The following is a 19,187-nucleotide window of genomic DNA, read 5'->3' as shown; positions in this document are numbered from 1 at the left end:
GACAAGGACGTCCTTGTTCTACTCGAATTCTTCAGAACCATGCCTGGCCTCCAGCCCTATTTCCCGCCGAGCAGGAGAGTGTTGAGGTCTGGCTGATTGTCCAGAAGCTTGTACTTATTCATGAGCCCTGCCAGTGTCCGCATTCCCGAAGTGTCGGCTGCATCTTCGGCATAGATGGGCAGCGTGATGACATTCAGGACTTCCGGGGCAATTTTGGTGTAAGTGGCCGTGATCCGGCGTGTGTCAGCTGCGTCAGCATTCGCTCGAGTCGATGCCTTGCTCATGGCAGCCTGAAATTTCTTAACAACTTCGGGGTTGGTCGAGGCAAACTGCGACGACGAGACGAAGATGGTCGACGGCAGGTCGGCGACTGCGTATGCTTGCGGCGCTATGACTACGTGGAGACCTTTGGCCTTAGCTCCGGACAAGAAGGGCTCAACCAAGAGCGCAGCGCTGACCTTGCCTGTAGCTACGGCCTCGGTCATCTGCGGAAAAGGCAATTCTACGAATTGGACAGCTGCTGAGTTTCCACCTTGGTTGTCTATGGCAGCACGAGCCGTGAGTTCGGAAATGCCTTTCAACTGGTTTACCGCAACCGTTTTCCCCTCAAGGGCCTTTACGTTGGTGATCGCAGGGTCGTCAGCGACGATGCCTGAATAGTCCTTGCCAGGATCTGAGGGCGAAGTCGTGGCAACACCGGAAGCCACTATGCCTACTCCGTTTGCTGCTGCTGTCATGGTGCCGGCGGCGTCACCCAGGGCGAAGGCCAACTCTCCATTCAGCAGACGGGGAATCGCCTCAGCCCCAGACTGGATAGTGGCCGTCTTGACGTCGAGGCCCTGCTCCTTGAATTCCTGCTCAGCGGCAAGATATACGGCTGCCGAAGCTGTGGATGGGCTCACCCCTACGGTTATGGAGGTTGGACCTCCCGCCTGGGTCGCGGTCGGCGCCGGATCTGCCCCGCAAGCCGAGACTGCAAAAAGGGCCAACGCGGCCAGGGACGTCGAAAGAACCATTTTTTTCATCGAATGCACACTCCATCGTGTTTTTCAAGTTGGCCTCAAGTATCCTCATGGACAATCAAGGTGTCAAGGTCACTGGGTGACTTTGACACCTACCGTACTTGATCATGTTGCTTAAGTCACTGGGTGACTGGGTGCGCTATTCTTGCACCATGCCTACCTCGAGAGCGGCCTCGCGTCCACCAGCTGTCAACCTGTCAGGTGCCAGCACCCTAAGAAGCACCAACACCGCGGAACGAATTGTCGAAGAACTGCGCGGGCTTATCGCAACTGGGAAGATCAGTAAGGGAGCGCGCTTGCCGACTGAGCGGGACCTGGCCGGCACCTATGGCGTAAGCCCGTCCACTATTCGGGAGGCCATCCGCGCGCTGGCAGTAATGGGCCTCGTGGAGGTTCGCCATGGAAGCGGCACCTATGTGGTCGAAGACACCGGCGCCCTTGTTAGGTCGTCGCTGATCACCGCCATGCAAATGGAGGGTGTGCAAATCAGTGAAGTGCTTCGGCTTCTATCGCTCATCAACGAGCAAGCCGCCTCCAGGGCTGCGGAACGAGCAACTCCCGAGAACCTCCATGCGCTCAGCGAAGCAAACAATGCAGTGGCCCGCGGTTCCACTTCCCGTGAGATATTGGACGGAGTCGTGTCCTTCCTCACTGCACTGCTGGAATGCGCCCACGAGCCACTCCTGAGAGTCTTCGGAGGGTTTCTCATCCAGCTTCTCGATCGCATAGAGAGCGACCTGTTTCCGGACGACGCGCAGTTCTGGCGGACCCTAACCGGAAACGCCTACGAAGACAGAAAGGCCATAATACAGGCCATTTCCCAGAAGAATCACGATGCTGTCGTTCAAGCTGTACGCAAGTACCACGCGGGCGCCATTGATCTCTTGGAGACAAGTTCCCTCGAAACAGGGTCTGGATCAAAGCTTTCGGATGAAAGGTTTGCTTCCCTTATTTCCTCCCTCATCACAAAAAGGTAGGACCACTCAAAGGGGCCTCCTCTCGAGTGGCCCTATCCGGAGCGGTGTAATCCGAAGGGCAGCCGGTGGCCACTGAACTCGCCAAACTTGGATGCATCCTTGATGGCACGTCGCCGCGTTTCTTTCCATATCCTGCGACGAATCTTTGGCCCAGGACGTCGCCGACAAATTGTTCACCTTGCAACGCAACGATGTCCTTCATTACGAGACTGGCCGAACTGCCCCATAGGGCTGCTCTTCGGGCTGCGCGTCTGACGGTAGCTCTACCAAGCCATTCGGCGCTACTGGCAGCGCAGCCGCCTGTTCAACGCCCATCTTCTATAGCTCCGCGACCGATGACTACACTTTTCTGTCAATTCAGGAAATAGCCGTTCTGCAAGCATCCCAACACCATTGGATTGGGTGCTCATAGGCTCTGACCATTTCCACCATCGCTTGCCTACGCCCGGGACAGGTTCTGGGAATGTAAGGGGTGGCTCTAGACAAGGGGGTTCATGACGTTCCAGCCCTGCCCTACTTGGACGCGTGGCATCCAGCCGTAGTCACCGGCTTCCGGATAGAGCCACAGCAGGCCGTCAATATCCCTTGCGAGCACGTCCGGCCTACCGTCACCCGTAAAGTCACCGGGCACCGTGATGGCGTCCATGACGTTCCAGCCCTGCCCCGACTGGAACCGCTGCAGCCAACCACCGGCACCGTCGCCGGGGTACACCCACAGCAGCCCTGCCGAATCCCTGGCCAGGACATCAGGTTCCTCGTCCGCGTTCAGGTCACCCGCGCCAAGGACCGTCGTCATGCCGTTCCACTCCTGACCGACCTTGATCCTAGGGAACCAGCCGCCGGTCCCGTCGCCTGGATATAGCCACAGCACACCGCCGGGGTCCCGGGCCAGGAGGTCGGGGAAGCCGTCGCCGTCGAAGTCCCCCGCACCTAAAAGGGCCGTCATAGCCTGCCAGCCTTGCCCGACCTGGATGCGCGGAAGCCAGCCGCCATCCCCATCCCCCGGATACAACCACAGCAACCCAGAAATGTCGCGGGCCAGCAGGTCCGCGCGGCCGTCGGTGTTGAAGTCACCACCGGCGATGATGGCTGTCATGGCGTTCCAGCCCTGGCCCACGCGTTCAGGGGCAAGCCAGCCGCTTGAACCATTCGTGGGGTACAGCCAAAGCGCACCGTTGCCGTCACGGGCCACCACGTCCGTTCGACCGTCCGAGCTGAAGTCCCGGTTTGAAGGGTCCCGGATGACAGCCACCGCGCCGACCGGCGAGGGGACATAGACAGAGTGTGATACCGGATCCACCACGGGTCGACCTGGTTTGTGGAACGAAACAACAGAGGACACCTCGCTGCCATGAACTACGGACACCAGGTGGGGACCCGGGCTTGTCACGTACGCGGTGTGGGTTGAAGAATCCACCGCAACATCCCGGGGATACAACGGAACATCAATCGTGCGCACGACCGCGCCGTCGTTGATCACTAGGACTTTCTTGTTGAACTCGCTGGGAACGTAGACGTCATGGGTTACCGAATCGACAGCAATTGACCAGCCGCTGGCGGCCGGGATGGTTTTCGTGACGGCGCCATCGACAATGAGCGAAACCGTGGACTTGGAATAGTTGCCTGCGTACACGGCGTGCGTGGAGGTGTCCACGGCGATCGACCACACGTATCCTTCATCCTTCAAGGTGATCGTGCCAGTGACTTTATCGCCCTCAATGACGGTCACACCCGCCATTCCGTTGGCGATGTAGACCTTTCCGGTACCGGGGTCCAGTGCCAGGTCCTGAGACCCCTCAGGAACCCCAATGGTGGCCGTCACGGTTGTTCCGTTGATGACCGTGACAGTGTTGTGTGTTGAGTCGAGGGCGTACAGCGTGTGCGTCAGAGGGTTTACCGACATAGTCTTTGCAGCCACGGCGATCTGGCCCACCGTGACACTGTCCTTCATAACGGAGATGGCTCCGTCGGCTCCCACAAAGAGAGTCCGTGTCGTCGGGTCGTAGGCAACCGCGGACGCGGAGTTGCCAACCTCGAGCCAGTCGCTCACTTCCGGAGCGGCCACGGCGACGTTACTGCCCCAGACAGCAGCGGCAGAGAAAGAGAGGGTGATAACCAGAGCAATGCTGATACGAGCCAGATGCCTAGCCAACATCATGCGACATCATTCCCCCAAGGATTTCGCACCGATTCATCCTGCTCAGACAATATGTCCAGCACCGCTTTCCGGCAAGTCGTCTGGACATTCATCGGGGAAATATCGGCGTCTTCGCTGCCCGTTTTATATCGGGCTCTGTCCGCATTCCGATGCCTGTCATGACCAGCGAAGTATTCTCTCAGTCGTGGGCCACTTCCTGGAACTTTGACGATTCTCCGGCCACCCTCAACGGCTGAGCAGGCCGCGATCCACGCACCCGGCATCTCCTACTGACCGCTGTGGCTAATCGAGCCACCGATCGCACTGAGCAGCATCATGCCCACATAGATCATCGTCCACGCGCTGGAGGTCGAGCTCATCAACTAAGCCGAAAACGCCCCTCGAGCTCTTACCCGGGAACGGGATCATGAGAACCCTGTAGGGATACATGAACTCTGTTTCGAGGTACTGGCAGAGGGCCGTAACTCGGGCGTCGACGCGTTACCCTGTTCCTCATGACCGTCTGGATCGTCGCCTCGAAGCACGCCACCTATAGGAGCGAGGATGCCTTCCGAGAACTCGAGGAGGTGAACTGGAGTGAGACGCAGTCGGCGCACATCGCCCTCGGCGACGTCGTATACCTGTACATCACGAGGCCGATTTCGGCGATCGGCATCAAGTGCTCCGTGACGGCGGTCGGCCTTCCACAGCCGGACATCGACGACCGGGACTATTGGGTAAACGAGAAGGAGATGATCGAGCGCAAGCAGCGCCGCAGCTGGATGCGACTCAAGCGAATGACGGTGTTCAGCGACGAACAGCGTGCTCAGCTGAAGGGCACCGTGCTTGAACGGTACGGATTGCGTGGCCGGCGCGTGCAAGGCCGACAGCGCGCAACAGATGAGATCCTCGCCTATATCGAGTCGATCGAGCAGGGAGGAACGATCACAGGCGATGACGCAATCGCCGAGGCGGGCGAGTTCGAGCCAAACGAGGTCGCACGCTTTGCCGACCAGATCGCGCGAGGCGATTATGCTGTGTACGACCAGATCGTCCCCGCCAAGACTCGCGGCAGTGCGCAAAGAGCATTCGCCGAAGCGGTCAAGGGCAATTACAACGGGCACTGCGCTATCACAGGCATCTCGACGCGAGAGTTCCTGGTCGCATCGCACATCGTGCCGTGGAGTAAGGCACCAGGGATCAGGCTCGACCCGAGTAACGGAATCTGCCTGTCAACCTTCGTGGACCGTGCGTTCGACGCGGGATTTCTCCACATCGGAACGGATTACGTTGTTCGGATCGACTGGGTGAAGGTTGGCGATGACCAAGCGCTAAAGAATGCACTGGAGCCCTTCGATGGCCGGCGTCTGGCGATGCCAACGCGCGACGAGCCACAGGCAGACTACCTTCTGCGACGCCTTGCGAGCGAGGTCACCACTGCCCGATAGCCGGTCCCTCATCTGAACACCCAAAGCTAAGTGCGCACCGACTACGGAAGCGAGTCGAACGAGGCTCACTCGTTCGACGAAAGATCCGCCCGCAAAACTGCCCGGTGGGGTGCCCTGGATGTGCAAGGTTTCCAGCGCCGACTTCCTTGAAGTGGAATACCCAAATTGACGTAGTCCGGGTGGCCTCCCTGCGGAATTGCGGCTTGCCCGGTCAGCACCCGGGTGAAAAGCGCCCAAGATAGGACATCTTGACTGAGAAGCCGCTCGGAAAAGTAATCACTTGCCCAAAGGGTGCTGTCAAAGATGTGGGATTGGTCGGCGCATTGGCGGATGGGGAGTCAGCGGTCCTCGCGGTTTCCGTAGCCGATGGCGGCGCCGGCGTGGCGCTCGGTGTTGCAACTGCAGCTGCAGTTGCAGAGGGTGAAACCGTGGGAGTGGCGGTTGCAGTCGCCGAAGGAGAAACGGCAGCGCTGTCAGTGGTCGGTGCCGCTGCTGAAGTTGACGCTGGCTGCGGCGTAAACGCCTGCCTGTTCGGTATCGTGGCGCCGAACGCCGCCCACGACGCCACCCAGGCGATCGTTCCTGCTGCGAGCAGTATTCCGCCTCCTCCGCGACCGGGCAGGTGAATCCAAGACCGCCTACCGGTGACGAGCGTATACAAACCGGACAGCATCAGAATGAAGAAGATGATACCCAGCCACAAGAGGAACGAGTTGGAAACGACACCAATGACGATGAGAAGAGCCATTGCTCCCGCTCCGATGAGCGTTGACGGACCGAGTTCCTTGATTGGAATACGCTGCATGCTTCTGCGATTCTCACGAGCGGCCTTGGGCCTGGCCAATGGCGGTCTCAAATCTGGAGAAGGGCCATTTCCAAACACCCATCGATATATAGTCAACTTTATCCGTGGGGTGCGCCGCGCGTCAGGAGAAACTTCTCAATACCTGGAATCTACGCACGCTGGGTCTGTCTGAGGACCGGTGAAGTCGGGTGCCATGACTCCTCTAACGCGGCTTCACCTCTGGAGGGGCTCTTCACAGCTTTTGCATGGTCGGCGACCGCCAACATTGGATTCTGCTATGACAAGGAGCCCAGCGGGTTTGCTATCCCAAGCAGTGCCAACCGCCAGGCACCATGCCGGATGGAAGACTTCTCCCGTGCGGGTCACATACACCTGGCCCGGTCCGATCTGTGGTGAACCGTCAGTGCGGAGGGACGCTGGATCCACAGGGACCAGGGGGCCGAGGCCTTTGGCGTTTTCGTAAGCTTTGGCTGCTGAGCGCCAAGTGCGCTTCTTTGATGCTGGGGACATGAGGAGATGATACTGGCACGTTGCAGGTGGTTCGAATGCTGCGCCTGTCGCCCTCTTAGGGGTCCTCCGAGGCCTGCGGTATTTTCGTGCTGGAACGCCGGCCTCATGTCTGACCTGAACCGGGAAAACGGTCAATGGGGCGGCCAAAGAGGTCCTCATACCAGTGCAGGACGTCCACCAATTCCTCGTGATGACCGCAGATCTCGATCCAAAACTTGGCTTGTGTCTGCAAAGCGAGCCATCTTGCCACGGGTATGCCTCGGTTCTCGTCCAGCCAGCCCTTCTCAAGCTCTTCGAGGAACCATCCAATCACTCGGGCACGCAGTTCTTCAGCCCAATGCACTTGCTTAGGACTGCCTTGCAGTTCCGGCCAGCTTGTAGGCCACTTTTCTTCAAGTCCGTCTGGAGTTTGCTGAAGCTGATTCAAGAGCTGAGCCCGGGCGTTCCGCTGACGCGTTGCCTCCTGCAGTCGTGCCGCGGCTTCCTTTTCAGCCTTGATAGCGGCCCGCCGCGCCGCCGCGGAGGCCTCCTGATTAATCTTCTGGCGCAATGCTTCCCGCCCGCCTGTCACGGTTGCTCGTGCTGTGCGCAAGTGTTCAGAGTCCAAGCCCCGCGACGTTATTTCCCAATCCGCAAGCGGACCACAGATTTCTTTGTACTCAAGTTCGGGGTCGATGTTGCTCTCGTAGCGGACGCCAATGCGGCATTCACGCTTCGCCCAGCCGTACCAGATCCGAAGACTCCATCCACGGTTGGCCAGTTCAGCTTTGTGGGCGTCAATGTCTCTGTCTGCATAAAGCCAGTCCACGGCATCGGCCCCCTGGGCGTAGACAAGAGTGCGTTCCGTTGCCCTACGCTCATGCAACCGGGAACGTTGGACTTCCAGTGCCACAGCAAATGAGGGCCCCGTTGCCAGGACATCCGTGCGCCCACTTTCGATGGTCGCCTCCAAGCGACAGGTGAAGCCCGGCATGCTTTCAATCCGAGACCTTAACGCCTCCTGCATCGCCAAATGCTTGTACCTGTCAGCAACTGATTGCGACGCTGTCAATGAGCAGACGCTACCCCTTTGATGCCGGAAATGGGGAACGTTGACATCTCCGATGGCGAAAATCAGCTCTCCGCCACAGCCACCCAACAGCGTGGAACAGTAAAAAGTGTTCACTGCCCTCATGCGTAGAGCCTGGACAGGGTCAGCCGGAGCACGAACCGGCACACGGGATTCCGGCGAGCCGAGGACTGCATATATGTCCCGGTCTTCCGGGGCCGATGGGCTACTCATGCGCGGAACAATAACGCAGAGCACCGACAATGAAAACGAAATGAGCTGCTGCTGCGAAGTATTCACTCTCGTGGAGCTGCAAATTGGCCCATCCGTTTTCCCAGGACCGGATGAATTTTGATGGCCGCATGGGGTTACATCAAGATTTGCTCAGGGTGTGCCAAGGATTGCATCAGGAGCCGTAAATCCTAGGGTATTTCGGGGACCATCGTCCTATTATCGCGTTCAAGTGGGACGGCACGTCTGCATAGCTGGCGAAAAATATCCACGATGAGAAATGGGGAAATCATGAACCGGATCGCAACCGGAGTGCTCTTGGCGGGCGCGGCCGTAATGATGGGCGGCTGCGCAGCAGCGGAGCCAGCTCCCCCCGTAACCAACACTGTCACGGCCACCGCGACGGTTACAGCTAGTCCTCCGCCGACTAAGTTCGTGGGGGTGACACCGTCGGCCTGCATCGACGCGCTTGACAAGTATGAGCAGCTGGTCACGCTGTTGAAGAACGAGCAGATTCCCCTGATTAAGGAGAGCATCCAGGGCGCATTCGACCGGGATGCAGTTGCCCTGCAGGCTACCGGGGAAAAGATCGAAGCCCTTTCGACGAAGATTAACGCTTTCGCTATTCCAATAGGTGCCGACTCGAAGACGTGCCGCTCCGCAGCGAAGAAACAATAACGAGCCGGCTGACTTGAGCCAGCAATGTTGATTGAGCTGCGCCGCCCCCTTCGCGGCGCAGGTGTTCGCCGTGGCTCCGCCGACCATAATCATGTAGGGACGTTAGCCCATCTTTAGACCACCGGACTTAGGGTCGCGAACGAGGGCGGCGTCCTTGTTCAGGGCTAGCGGGTTCACCGGCCGGCGTTGCACGTGACGATCGAGTATTGGCCGGTTGATGTTTGCTTTGAGATCTCTCTACCATCGTGCATGATCCGACAGGTGATTATGCTGGTACCTGCTCCGGCTTGGGCACTGACGCCGAGAGACCAGAATCCGTAGCTTGACTCAAAGTTTGAGGCATCAAACTCGTAGGACTTTTCCACGGGCCCCAAGACTTCGTCCGAGGCTTGTTCCTGCCCCATCTTGTTCCCGACGAAATTGGTATAGGTGATAAGGCCAATCGGACCGTCGGATTCGACGATGTAGGTCACCAGGGACTGCTTCGGCTTCTTCGGCGTAGGCGCAGCTGCAGGCGTAGTAGGCGCAGGAACTGCAATTGTCGTTTGCGTCGGCAGCGGTGCCGGCGATGGTATGGGAGACGGTTTGGGTTTTGGAGGGTTGTCGGGGTTCGGGATCAAATTCAACATGATGTGATCACTTTTGGAGACCTCACTACCGGCCGAAGGATACGAGGATGTCACCAGAAAGCTAGCCAGATCGTCGTTCGAACTCACAGCATGCGGATCAAATTTGCCGTCCACCCAGTAGGTGTAATTGGAGTAACCCGCGCTACTCAAGGCGAAGGACGCCTCGGCCAAAGTCTTGCCAGCGACGTCCGGGAAGCCCGTCTGCCGGGTGGAAGTGCTGGACACCGCCGACGCAGCCGAATCGGGTGAAGCCGAGCCGCATCCCACAAGTCCGAGCATCATGACCACGACCAAACCCACGCGTGGTTTCACCGCATACCCCCAATGTTGAGTTCTCTATACAAGTTTCACCGAGCCTAGATTGACTAGGTTGCCCAAGTCCACGCTTCCCCTCAGGATGAGCAGCTATTTGGAGTAATTCTTGCTGCGTCATAATTCTCACCACCCTGACAACTGGAATTGCTGAAGACCGTTAAGCCCCTTACATTCGGGCTAATAGGAACTGATCCGAGCGAATGAAGGCTACGCCTCTGTCGTGCTTAAGCCGAAACAAACCCCGCATGCCATCTATGCTCATACAGTGTCGATCCTGAGAGGGCAGTCTGTGCTGCCGGCAATCCATAGTGGCTGTCTCGTATTTGCAGCTCTGGCTACAGCTACTCTGTTGTCTGGCTGCAGCGGGCCGGCTATCAACACTGACCCGTCATCTGCGACGTCAACGAGCACAGCCAGTGCCGCGTCAAATGGCCTCATCAAGGCGATCCACACCGAATGCGACGTCGGTGACCAGATCCTCAAATACTTGGCCACAGGAGACAACCAGAGCAATCCGCAGCTGGACACCTCCTCTCTGATTACGTGGGCGTTTCTCTGCCCAAGGCGCGAAGCATTGCCGATGAGCAAATTCGGGATTGCGATGCAAAGCACTCGAAGAGAGAACAAGCGCAGGCTTCGATCACCGCCCAGAACCAGGCACAGACAGCCTCTGCCTCCGCAGCGGCTGCAACTTCAGCACAGGCCGCCCAGGACAGAAGTGCGCTTCTTGTGACGGAAGCGGCTGCCTGCTCATCGGCTCTGGGTGGGAAGGTACTTCAAGGCGGCGGCGGGGGCCGTGATTTGTGCAGTTCCACGAACGTCGGCACCGCCACCGATGGCAGCAATACCAGCTGTGCCTTCGGACTGATCGCATTCCAGCCAGACGGTACACTGCTGGATGCGGACGTCACCGCCGTCCAGCGCGCATATCCCGGCTGTTTCTAAAGGACCACTGCCAACGGGCAGGCACGGGCCCGTTGAAGCGCCAGCGGGATGGATCTGTATTCCGCATCAAAGGACCATCATCTTTGAGCGTGGTCCCGAAAAATTACCCCGGAGCATTCGATGCCCCAGGGTAATCAGCGTTGATGGCTCAGCTTCGAGCGCTACTTGTCAGTGAGATCCACGACAGCGGATTGTGCATTCGCCTTGACCGAGTCGATGCCCTTTTGGGCGGCGGCTTTGCTTGTATACGACTCGCTGGTGGCGATGACCTCGCCATTGCCAGCCTTCAGTCGAAAACGAAAGCCCTGAGACTTGTCTGAATAGATTTCGTACTTGCCTGCCATGCGTGATCCTCCTGCAACAATGCCACCCCAAAGGTGAACGTACCGGCGAAATGCTTGAACACCGTCATCCTAACTGCTTGGAATTGCGTTTGGGCTGCAACATGAGCCGGGCTTTTGGCATCGCTACTTCGTCAGCAGCGAATGTCTAGCCCTCGCACTCAACGCAGTACACGTGGCCGTCCTTTTCGCGGGCGATCTGGGACCTGCGCCGGACCAGGAAACACGAGTAGCACGTGAACTCGTCAGCTGCCGGCGGAATCACTTGGACGATCAGTTCTTCGGCGATGATCTCGCCGCCGGGGCCTTCCTGGTCAAGGCCATCAGCCTGGTGTTCTGGTCGCAGTGACTGTTGTCGATCCGATGATGGGCCTGGTTGCTTTCGGCAGGGCGGACGGTTCCATGCCCCACAGCGTGGCGACCAGCCGACGGAAAGCCAATACGGCGGCCTCCTCCCGGAGACCCAGCGGATGGATGCAGGGAGACTTCGCACTTACACTTCCAATGGGAACTGACAACCTCCTCAAAAACATCCGCGGGGGATTCCCCTTGGTCCTGGACGGAAAGCACTTGGGAGGTCTTGGCATTGCCGGAGGAACGCCCGACCAAGACGCCGAAATCGGACTGGAAGTTCTAGCTTCCTTGGGCAACACATAGCCAAAACCTGACCTCATCGAGAGCTGCCAGCAGCCTGGAGGAACAAGTAAGGGGAACTACTATGCCGTTGGGTGAAAATACAGACACCTAAAAGACAGGCCTCTGGAGACCAGGCCTTGGACTTTGCGCACCCCGCCTGGGAGCATACCGGCGGGCGACCCACAAGGTTGCCTTGGGACGATGCCTCGTAGATGGTGCCTGTCGTTGGGCCCGCCTAACCCCAGCCTGACGAAAGGGCCCATATCGGCAAAGAGTACGGCTTGCGCATGCTCAGCCGACAATCGCGTGGGCAGTGTTCCGAAGGCCGAGCTACGGCCTGTAAATATGTGAGGAGACCACTCGCCTTGTCATTCGTATAGTCGCGTCGACGGCGCGCACGAAACCAACCCGAAGCACTCGGTCGGCCGTAGCTAATAACTCTCGCCCCGAAATAGCCCTGGCCATAGAGAGCTTGCGCGTCACTGTCATGTCGCAATGGCCACTCCCATGCAATGAAGGGGCAGATGCAGGCCAAGGTGGGACAAGCCAATGATTGACAATAGCCGCAATAAAGCAGACTTAAGTGTGCACACTGTACACACCCCTTCAGGCCTGACAAAGCAGCGCCTAACCCGGCTTCCTCACGTCAAGAACGCGCCGACGTCCGGTGGTTTCGGCGCCATGCTCCGAAGTCATGTTGCGCCCAGCCCTCCTATCCATGAAGAGGTGTAGGCCAACCACGACCTACCGGACGAACGGCGCAAGGAACGCATGAACCCAAGTCAGAGCAAGCGGCGGGCCCACCGGCCACAACCCTGAACCCGCTCCCCCATAACTGAACAGGCCAACCGGCGGCCAGGCACCAGCTGGCACACATCAGAGACTCGTGTCAACCATTGTCAACACGTTAAAGCAAAAACCCCCTCTGACGAGGGGGTATGCCGTGCCCGAGGTGGGACTCGAAGGCGATTCCTGGCCTTGGAAACACTGGGAAGTGGCGGAAACAAGCGGAATCGGGGCCAGTCCGACGGCAGTACCGGCCAGTCCGGGGTGGAAAGTGTGGACATTGTTCACACTTCTTTTTTGCTCGATCGCCACCGACGAAAAGGGGACCCAAGCTGCTCTGCACAGTCGGAGCGGCACCAGCAAAAGGGGAGCCGCCACACACTGGAGATCGCCTGCTAAGGCTCAGCCTTTTAGCCCGCTTGGAGCCTCCTGCCGGGATGAGGCGGCGGCCCCTGGGGCACGACTCACACCCATCCGTCGAACGAACCAAAATCCGACCACACCCTACCCGGCAGAACGATGAAACATCCAACACGACGGCGGCACCTCCTTCCTTGTTAACATGGCGGAGAAGACCACGAGCATCATGACAAGACCTTCCGACCGACCCGACGACAGAACATCGGTATCGGCCAGCAAGTGGGACGAGTAGAAAGACGGAAGAGAACCCGTCTCGGCATGCTTTTGCGCGTTTTCCCATGTCAGGGGCCCCAAGAAGACTCTGCACCTTCGCAGCACTTCATCGAACACCCACGACCAATCACCTTGGACTCGCAAACATTTTTTCTACCCTGCGTAGAATTGATACGTGCGCAGACACCCTACCCTCCTGGGAGGTCCGCGGCGTCCCGGGAGGAACCCGGCGCCGATGCGCCACTGCTCCGTGCATCAGGGCTATTGGCCGCTGATTACTCACACTCGTTGGAGGAGAGGGGGACGGTCCCACGCACCCGCTGGGGCTAGGCACAACCGTCCGGCCGAGCCAGCCCGATGAGCGTGTGGTCACCCCGGATGGTCAGCAATGCAGCCTTCACAGCTTTAGAAAGGCCACTTCCGGTGCAGTAGACTCTGCCGGGTTTGAACGCGAAAAGAACCATTTGGAGGAATACCTACGGTTCCGAATAGCGGATTCCGACAGGTGTCCGCCCCGATCTGCATCAAGCAAGTATCCCTATCAAGTTCCGGATGTGAGCTCCGGGCAACCCAGGCTTTGGCCTGACGGGAACGAAGTTGGTGTAGCTCGAGGCGGCCTGACGAGGCCACCCCTATGCACCCACTTCAGACGGCTCATCTCGGCCTGCCGTGACATTCCACGGGTGGGCATCAACCGTTTTGGGACGCCGAGGATCTTGAACCGCTATCTCGTTGGGTCCTCGCGCCATCCACGGTTCCGCTGGTCGGCCTTTCGCATTTCGATGGGCAGCCGTAAAAGCCTCTTCCACTCCGCGAAATCGTCCATGGTTTCTCTAGCGTTTGGGCGGACATGACCAGTCAGGTCAGAGTTGGATGCCGGTGTATTTGGTTTCCTGGTAGGCCTCGAGGCCTTCGATTCCCCCTTCGCGCCCGAGGCCTGATTGTTTGGTCCCGCCGAAGGGTGCGGCCGGGTTGCTGATGAGTCCGCGGTTGATTCCTGTCATGCCGGCATCAATCGCGTCGGCGACGCGCAGTGCCCGCCCAAGGTCCTGAGTGAAGATGTAGGAGGCCAGGCCATAAGGGGTGGCGTTCGCTTCGACGATGGCTTCTTCTTCGGTGTCGAAGGTGTAGATGGCTGCGACGGGGCCGAAGATTTCTTCTTCCCTGATGTTGGCGTTGGTTGGAATGTTGGTCAGGACGGTGGGTTGGTAGTAGTAGCCGGGGCCGTCGATGACCTGGCCGCCGGTGAGGCAGGTTGCTCCCTTGGCGACGGCGTCGGTGACGAGGTTGTGGACGGTTGCGCGTTGCTTGTCATCGATCAGTGGTCCTAGGCCGGTGCTGGGTTCGTGGCCGTTGCCTACGTTGACGGCGGCGAGGCGTTCCGTGAAGCGTTTGGTGAACTCGGGCGCGATGCCGGCCTGGACATAGATCCGGTTGGCTGCGACGCAGGACTGGCCGCCATTGCGGAGCTTGGCGAGGTAGGCGCCTTCGATGGCGGTATCGAGGTCGGCGTCGTCGAAAACAATCAATGGCGCGTTCCCGCCGAGTTCCATGGAGGTGTTCATGACGTTCTGCGCGGCTTGGGCCAGGAGTACCCGGCCGACTTCGGTGGAGCCGGTGAAGGAGATCTTTCGGGTCCGTTCGTCGCTCATGATGCCGCCGATCAGATCCCGGGAGTTGCTCGTCGCGACGACGTTCATCACACCGGCGGGCACGCCTGCTTCCTGGAGGACCTGGGCGAGTAGCAGGGACGTCAGTGGGGTCTGGGCGGCAGGCTTGAGGATGGTGGTGCAGCCGGCGGCCAAGGCCGGTGCGATCTTGCGGGCGCCCATGGCAAGGGGGAAGTTCCATGGGGTGATCAGCAGGGAGGGGCCCACCGGGCGTTTGGACACTGCCATGTGGTAGTTGGAGCCCGGTTCGACGCCGAACTGGCCTTCGGTGTGGATCCGTCCGGCGGATTCTGCGAACCAGCGGAAGAAGCCTGCGCCGTAGTCGACTTCGGATTGGGCTTCGGTCCAGGGCTTGCCCATCTCATCCACGATCAGGCGGGCGAATTCGTCGCGGCGGTCGATGATGCCCTGATAGGTGCGGGCAAGGATGTCGGCGCGGTCCCTTGCCGGTGTTGCTGCCCAAGCGTCCTGGGCGGCGCAGGCGGCATCCAGTGCCGCCGCTCCGTCTTGGACGGAGCCGTCGGAAACGTGCGCGATCGCTTCGCCGGTGGCAGGGTTGATGACCGGCAGCGTGGCTCCTGTGCCGGATGGTATCCATTTCCCGCCGATGAACAGCCGGGTTTCGGTGAGGTCCAGTGTGGCTCCAGTACTCATGGGCGTTGCTCCAGTTTCAGGCTTTGTTGGGAAGGGTGCGGGACCCGGCGGTTGACCGGGCCCCGCTGTTTTTGTGGATCATGCGCTGCTAGAAGGCGGTGTATCCGCCGTCTACCGGGAGCGTCGCTCCGGTGATGTAGGACGCTTCCTTGGATGCGAGGAAGAGGATGGCGTCGGCGATTTCCTCGGGGGTGGCGAGGCGTTGGAGCGGGATTTGGCCCTCGCGCTGCCGGCGGTAGGCCTCGGGATCGGGCGTGCGCTGAATTGATGCTTCGATGACTGGCGTGATGGTTAGCCCGGGAGCGACAACGTTGACGCGGATGTTCTGTGGGGCCCACTCGATCGCGGCACCCTTGGCCAGCATGATGAGGCCGCCCTTCGCTGCGGAGTACAGGACTTGATCTGCCATGCCGACCATGCCGAGCCGTGAGCTGACGAGCACGAACGAGCCTCCCGCCGCGGGCATCAGTGGTGCGAAATGCTTCATCACCAGGAAGGCGCTGAGCAGGTTGCTGTTGAGCACGTTCTTCGCGTCCTCGTGCGCCATCTCCGTGAGCGGGCCGGTGACCTGCAAGCCGTGGTTAATAACGACGACGTCGACGGTGCCGAAGGATTCGGCGGCCTGCCGGGCGAGGCTTTCGACGAAGGCCTCGTCGTTAAGGTCTCCCGGGACGTACAGGTCATCTGGCTGGGCCGTATCAAGTTGCTCCCTTCGGCCAGTGAGCAGCAGCCGGGCACCTTCGCGGCGGAAGTGGGCACTCACCGCCTCGCCGATTCCGCTGCTGGCGCCGGTCACCACGGCGGTGGTCTTGTCTAGTCTCAAGTCAGGCATTCCATCGTGAGGTTGATTGTTGGCTGTCGGGTTGGGACGAAAGTCCTCAGGCGGTCAGTTGAGGAATCCGCGGGCGTCCACAGGCCACCGTTCCAGGGTGGTTCCGGTGCTGTCGGTGACGATGTACTCCTCGAAATTGACCACCACCGGGCAGACGTGGTTGGGCACCACGGGAAGCACGGTCCCGACGCGGGGGTGGAATCCGTCCCCGGGCAGGGGAAGGAAGCCGTGGTACTCATTGAGCTTGGACAACACGGCCGTAGTGCCGGCAATGCCGCCGTACCCGATCTCGGGGCTGCCTTCGCGACCGAGGGCTTTGGTGCCGATATCGAGCAGGACCTGCTCCGGGACCCAGTCGCTGACCACTGTGCCGGCGAGGAACAGCGCGATCTGGTCCTCAGTGCAGGCGCCGAGCCTGGTGTTGTTGAGGTCGTTGAAGACGTACTCGCCGGGCCTGATCTCGGTGATGACGCTGTTGGTGGCGAATTCCACAGTGGGTGTGGAGCCGGCGCTGACCACCTCTGCGGTCACGCCAGCTGCGCTGAGGCTCCGTACCGCGGTGATGAGTGCGGCGTCCTGGTCCTCGGCGGCTCGCTTGCGCGCGTCCGGTCCGGCACTGCCATGGCCAGGATAGGTGAAGACGCCCGCCGGGATCAGGCCACGCTTGCGGGCGGCGAGGGCGAGGTCGCCGGCAGCCTCGGGAGCGGCCCCGGAACGGCGCGCACCACAATCGACCTCGATCACCACCTGCAGCAGCTCCGCTTCTGATCCCATCGCATCGGCCAAGGCATCGATCGCCGCCACATTGTCGACTCCGACCCGGAGCCGGGTTGTCTCGGCCAGCTCGCGGATCCGTGGGCCTTTGGTTCCAGCCGGCCAGATCGGGTAGGCGATGAAGACGTTGTCGAACCCGGCCGCGGCGAAGACCTCTGCCTCACCGACGTTGCCTGCAGTGATTCCGACCGCACCCGCTTTGAGCTGGCGCCGGCCGATTTCCACGCATTTGTGGGTTTTGACGTGTGGCCTGACGTCGAGGTTCTGCTGGGTTGCGAAGGCCTGCATCCGGTCGATATTGTCCTGCATCACGTCGGACAGCACGATGGGTGAGGGCGTGTCGATCCGATCGACGAGAGCCTCGAGTGCTTGCTGAATGCGGTTCACGCAGTGCTCCTTATGGTTCATGCCCTCGCCTCCGTGCAGACCATCTGAATCTCGACCGGGCTCCTGCGCGGCAGCCCGGCTACACCGATCGCAGTACGGGCGTGCCGTCCGTTTTCACCCAGTACCCCGATGAGCAAGTCACTGGCTGCATTGGCCACCTGCGACTGCAGACCGAAGTCCGGTGTACTGGCCACAAAAACGAGCATCTGCACGATGCGGACCTTGTCCAGGTCGCCCACCGCTTGGACGGCGGCAGCAAGTGCGTTAAGCGCGGCGTGGCGGGCAAGCTCCTGCGCTGTTTCAAGCTCCACATCGTGGCCGACGATGCCGGTGCCCAGGAGTTCGCCGTCTTTGTACGGCAGTTGGCCTGAGATGTGAATACTGGAGTCCACCGACCGGTGATGCAGGTAGTACGGGTTGTCAGCGAGGCTGGGCAACTTCAAGCCGAGAGCCTGGAGCCGGTGCGATGGCGAGCCGGACACACCGTTGGCGACCAGCCCGACTCGAGAATCAGTGGGGGCAAAGGGAAGGCTCATATCAACGCTTTCACTGGTTGTGGGAAGAGGATTGTCCGGCCGCGGCAGCCTGCATGCTATGGACGCTCATGAACCGTTCCGGACGTACGAAATCCAAGCCATCGAACGTCTGTAATCCGAGCGCTTCGCGGGCGGCGATCTCGCCATATCCGGTGGCCATTTTGAAGCCCCCGCCGGAGAACCCGGTTGCGCAGTAGACCCTGCTACCGGCGTCGAGGCGGCCGAGCAGCGGGTTGCGGTCGGTCGTGAAGAGGTCCGGGAACGCGTCCGAGCGGACGATGTTTGGATACAGGCCGGGGAAGAACTCGCTCACCGTCTCGGTCGTCTCGGCAATCTCTGCCGGAGTAAGTTCCCTCGGAACCGCACTGGGGTTCCCGGTAGGCGTTGGCCGGAAATTCAGGGTTGCCTTGACGGTGACCCCATCAACTGCGGGCGCACCATACATGGACCGGTCTCCGGAGAGCCGCACGAAGACAGGAAACCGCTCTGGGGAGAAGAGCGCGGGATTTTTGGCGACGAACCACGTGAGGAAGACCCTGTTCGGTTGGGTGTGCGCTTGGAGCGACTCCGGCATGAGCTTCTGCGACCAGCCGCCGGAGGCGACGATGACGTTCTCGAACGTCCAGGACTTGTCCCCGGAGGTCACCACTACACCGTCTACGGTTTCCCGGATCCCGTCTACCGGGGTGTTGGTGAGCACTGTCGCACCGTTGGCCTGGGCTGCGGAGACCGCAGCCGTGACGGCCCGATCCGTCCTGAGTGCGCCGCCGTTGGGGTCGAACACACCGATGTCATCGGCACGCAGGTTGTGCTGCGGATACCGCTCGGCCATCTCCGTCCGGGAGAGGATCTGGTGCGCTACGCCGGTCGCCCGCGCCGACTCGAGCAGCTGCGGGATGTACGCCCCGTTCGCCGTACCAATGTAGATTCCGCCGCAGCGCAGGAGGATGTCCTGTCCGGTTTCGTCCTCAAGCTCGGCCCAGAGACGTTGGGAGCTCTGCAGGATGGGATTGAAGCCCGGGTTTAGGTTGAGCATGCGGAACAGGCGGGTGTCTCCGCCAACGGCACTGCGTCCGTGCGCAGGGAGCTGCGCTTCGAATCCGACCACGGAATCGGATAGCCGGGAGGCCTGCCAGAGGGCCATACTGCCAATGGTGCCGAGGCCGATGACGGCCAACTTTCCATCTGTCATT

Annotated in this window: 15 protein-coding genes and 2 pseudogenes; 5 read left to right on the top strand and 12 right to left on the bottom strand. The window is 60.2% G+C overall.

Annotated features, from left to right (window positions below):
- Positions 1 to 56: 56 nt before the first annotated feature.
- Positions 57 to 1,025: an ABC transporter substrate-binding protein gene (locus AB4Y87_RS04010; RefSeq protein WP_442003144.1), complete on the bottom strand. Its 969-nt coding sequence runs from the start codon at positions 1,023 to 1,025 to the stop codon at positions 57 to 59.
- Positions 1,026 to 1,174: 149 nt separating this feature from the next.
- Between AB4Y87_RS04010 and AB4Y87_RS04005 the strand changes: the two genes are divergently transcribed.
- Positions 1,175 to 1,999 (top strand): FadR/GntR family transcriptional regulator, encoded by an 825-nt coding sequence (locus AB4Y87_RS04005; protein WP_442003143.1) that lies wholly within the window; start codon positions 1,175 to 1,177, stop codon positions 1,997 to 1,999.
- A 478-nt stretch (positions 2,000 to 2,477) separates the two neighbouring features.
- Here AB4Y87_RS04005 and AB4Y87_RS04000 read toward each other — a convergent pair whose 3' ends face one another.
- Positions 2,478 to 4,157 (bottom strand): FG-GAP-like repeat-containing protein, encoded by a 1,680-nt coding sequence (locus tag AB4Y87_RS04000; protein WP_442003142.1) that lies wholly within the window; start codon positions 4,155 to 4,157, stop codon positions 2,478 to 2,480.
- A 494-nt stretch (positions 4,158 to 4,651) separates the two neighbouring features.
- On the opposite strand from AB4Y87_RS04000, the gene AB4Y87_RS03995 reads away from it, so the two are divergent.
- Positions 4,652 to 5,584, top strand: a complete 933-nt coding sequence (locus AB4Y87_RS03995; RefSeq protein WP_442003141.1) for an HNH endonuclease — start codon at positions 4,652 to 4,654, stop codon at positions 5,582 to 5,584.
- A gap of 311 nt (positions 5,585 to 5,895) precedes the next feature.
- Entirely contained in the window at positions 5,896 to 6,210 is a 315-nt protein-coding gene (locus AB4Y87_RS03990) for a hypothetical protein (protein ID WP_442003140.1), read from the top strand.
- Positions 6,211 to 7,002: 792 nt separating this feature from the next.
- Here AB4Y87_RS03990 and AB4Y87_RS03985 read toward each other — a convergent pair.
- Positions 7,003 to 7,872 carry a competence protein CoiA family protein gene (locus tag AB4Y87_RS03985; RefSeq protein ID WP_442003162.1) on the bottom strand — a complete coding sequence of 290 codons (870 nt, stop codon included), beginning with the start codon at positions 7,870 to 7,872 and terminating at the stop codon, positions 7,003 to 7,005.
- 87 nt (positions 7,873 to 7,959) lie between these two features.
- Positions 7,960 to 8,073, bottom strand: a pseudogene (locus AB4Y87_RS03980) (hypothetical protein); the annotation flags it as partial.
- A 378-nt stretch (positions 8,074 to 8,451) separates the two neighbouring features.
- Here AB4Y87_RS03980 and AB4Y87_RS03975 point away from each other — a divergent pair.
- Positions 8,452 to 8,856 carry a hypothetical protein gene (locus AB4Y87_RS03975; RefSeq protein ID WP_442003139.1) on the top strand — a complete coding sequence of 135 codons (405 nt, stop codon included), beginning with the start codon at positions 8,452 to 8,454 and terminating at the stop codon, positions 8,854 to 8,856.
- 173 nt (positions 8,857 to 9,029) lie between these two features.
- On the opposite strand, the gene AB4Y87_RS03970 is transcribed toward AB4Y87_RS03975, so the two are convergent.
- From AB4Y87_RS03970 to AB4Y87_RS03960, 3 genes and pseudogenes are all read right to left on the bottom strand, one after another.
- A complete protein-coding gene (locus AB4Y87_RS03970; RefSeq protein WP_442003138.1) occupies positions 9,030 to 9,797 on the bottom strand; it encodes a hypothetical protein in 768 nt (255 codons plus the stop codon).
- A 1,109-nt stretch (positions 9,798 to 10,906) separates the two neighbouring features.
- Entirely contained in the window at positions 10,907 to 11,089 is a 183-nt protein-coding gene (locus AB4Y87_RS03965; protein ID WP_442003137.1) for a YegP family protein, read from the bottom strand.
- A 145-nt stretch (positions 11,090 to 11,234) separates the two neighbouring features.
- Positions 11,235 to 11,417 (bottom strand): annotated as a pseudogene (locus AB4Y87_RS03960) (DUF4193 family protein); the annotation flags it as partial.
- 14 nt (positions 11,418 to 11,431) lie between these two features.
- Between AB4Y87_RS03960 and AB4Y87_RS03955 the strand changes: the two are divergent.
- A complete protein-coding gene (locus tag AB4Y87_RS03955; protein WP_442003136.1) occupies positions 11,432 to 11,743 on the top strand; it encodes a GlcG/HbpS family heme-binding protein in 312 nt (103 codons plus the stop codon).
- Between the two features lie 2,261 nt (positions 11,744 to 14,004).
- On the opposite strand, the gene AB4Y87_RS03950 is transcribed toward AB4Y87_RS03955, so the two are convergent.
- The 5 genes from AB4Y87_RS03950 to AB4Y87_RS03930 all read right to left on the bottom strand — a co-directional run bounded on the left by AB4Y87_RS03950 (position 14,005) and on the right by AB4Y87_RS03930 (position 19,186).
- On the bottom strand, positions 14,005 to 15,465 hold the full coding sequence (locus tag AB4Y87_RS03950) for an NAD-dependent succinate-semialdehyde dehydrogenase (RefSeq protein ID WP_442003135.1): 1,461 nt from the start codon (positions 15,463 to 15,465) through the stop codon (positions 14,005 to 14,007).
- Positions 15,466 to 15,553: 88 nt separating this feature from the next.
- A complete protein-coding gene (locus AB4Y87_RS03945; RefSeq protein ID WP_442003134.1) occupies positions 15,554 to 16,297 on the bottom strand; it encodes an SDR family NAD(P)-dependent oxidoreductase in 744 nt (247 codons plus the stop codon).
- A gap of 54 nt (positions 16,298 to 16,351) precedes the next feature.
- Entirely contained in the window at positions 16,352 to 17,458 is a 1,107-nt protein-coding gene (locus tag AB4Y87_RS03940; protein WP_442003133.1) for an alanine racemase, read from the bottom strand.
- 17 nt (positions 17,459 to 17,475) lie between these two features.
- On the bottom strand, positions 17,476 to 17,994 hold the full coding sequence (locus AB4Y87_RS03935; RefSeq protein WP_441437320.1) for a RidA family protein: 519 nt from the start codon (positions 17,992 to 17,994) through the stop codon (positions 17,476 to 17,478).
- 10 nt (positions 17,995 to 18,004) lie between these two features.
- Positions 18,005 to 19,186 (bottom strand): FAD-dependent oxidoreductase, encoded by a 1,182-nt coding sequence (locus AB4Y87_RS03930; protein WP_441437321.1) that lies wholly within the window; start codon positions 19,184 to 19,186, stop codon positions 18,005 to 18,007.
- Between the last annotated feature and the right edge of the window lies 1 nt (position 19,187).

It is taken from the genome of Paenarthrobacter sp. RAF54_2 (assembly GCF_052113945.1).
Taxonomy (GTDB): domain Bacteria; phylum Actinomycetota; class Actinomycetes; order Actinomycetales; family Micrococcaceae; genus Arthrobacter.
Note: the sequence above shows the minus strand (reverse complement) of the source record. Positions and strands in the feature narration are given on the sequence as shown.

Bases quoted from the DNA above. Each gene is read 5' to 3' on its own strand.
- AB4Y87_RS04010 (WP_442003144.1), bottom strand. From the start codon at position 1,025: ATGAAAAAAATGGTTCTTTCGACGTCCCTGGCCGCGTTGGCCCTTTTT.
- AB4Y87_RS04005 (WP_442003143.1), top strand. From the start codon at position 1,175: ATGCCTACCTCGAGAGCGGCCTCGCGTCCACCAGCTGTCAACCTGTCA.
- AB4Y87_RS04000 (WP_442003142.1), bottom strand. From the start codon at position 4,157: ATGATGTTGGCTAGGCATCTGGCTCGTATCAGCATTGCTCTGGTTATC.
- AB4Y87_RS03995 (WP_442003141.1), top strand. From the start codon at position 4,652: ATGACCGTCTGGATCGTCGCCTCGAAGCACGCCACCTATAGGAGCGAG.
- AB4Y87_RS03985 (WP_442003162.1), bottom strand. From the start codon at position 7,872: ATGCCGGGCTTCACCTGTCGCTTGGAGGCGACCATCGAAAGTGGGCGC.
- AB4Y87_RS03975 (WP_442003139.1), top strand. From the start codon at position 8,452: ATGAGAAATGGGGAAATCATGAACCGGATCGCAACCGGAGTGCTCTTG.
- AB4Y87_RS03965 (WP_442003137.1), bottom strand. From the start codon at position 11,089: ATGGCAGGCAAGTACGAAATCTATTCAGACAAGTCTCAGGGCTTTCGT.
- AB4Y87_RS03950 (WP_442003135.1), bottom strand. From the start codon at position 15,465: ATGAGTACTGGAGCCACACTGGACCTCACCGAAACCCGGCTGTTCATC.
- AB4Y87_RS03945 (WP_442003134.1), bottom strand. From the start codon at position 16,297: ATGCCTGACTTGAGACTAGACAAGACCACCGCCGTGGTGACCGGCGCC.
- AB4Y87_RS03935 (WP_441437320.1), bottom strand. From the start codon at position 17,994: ATGAGCCTTCCCTTTGCCCCCACTGATTCTCGAGTCGGGCTGGTCGCC.
- AB4Y87_RS03930 (WP_441437321.1), bottom strand. From the start codon at position 19,186: ATGACAGATGGAAAGTTGGCCGTCATCGGCCTCGGCACCATTGGCAGT.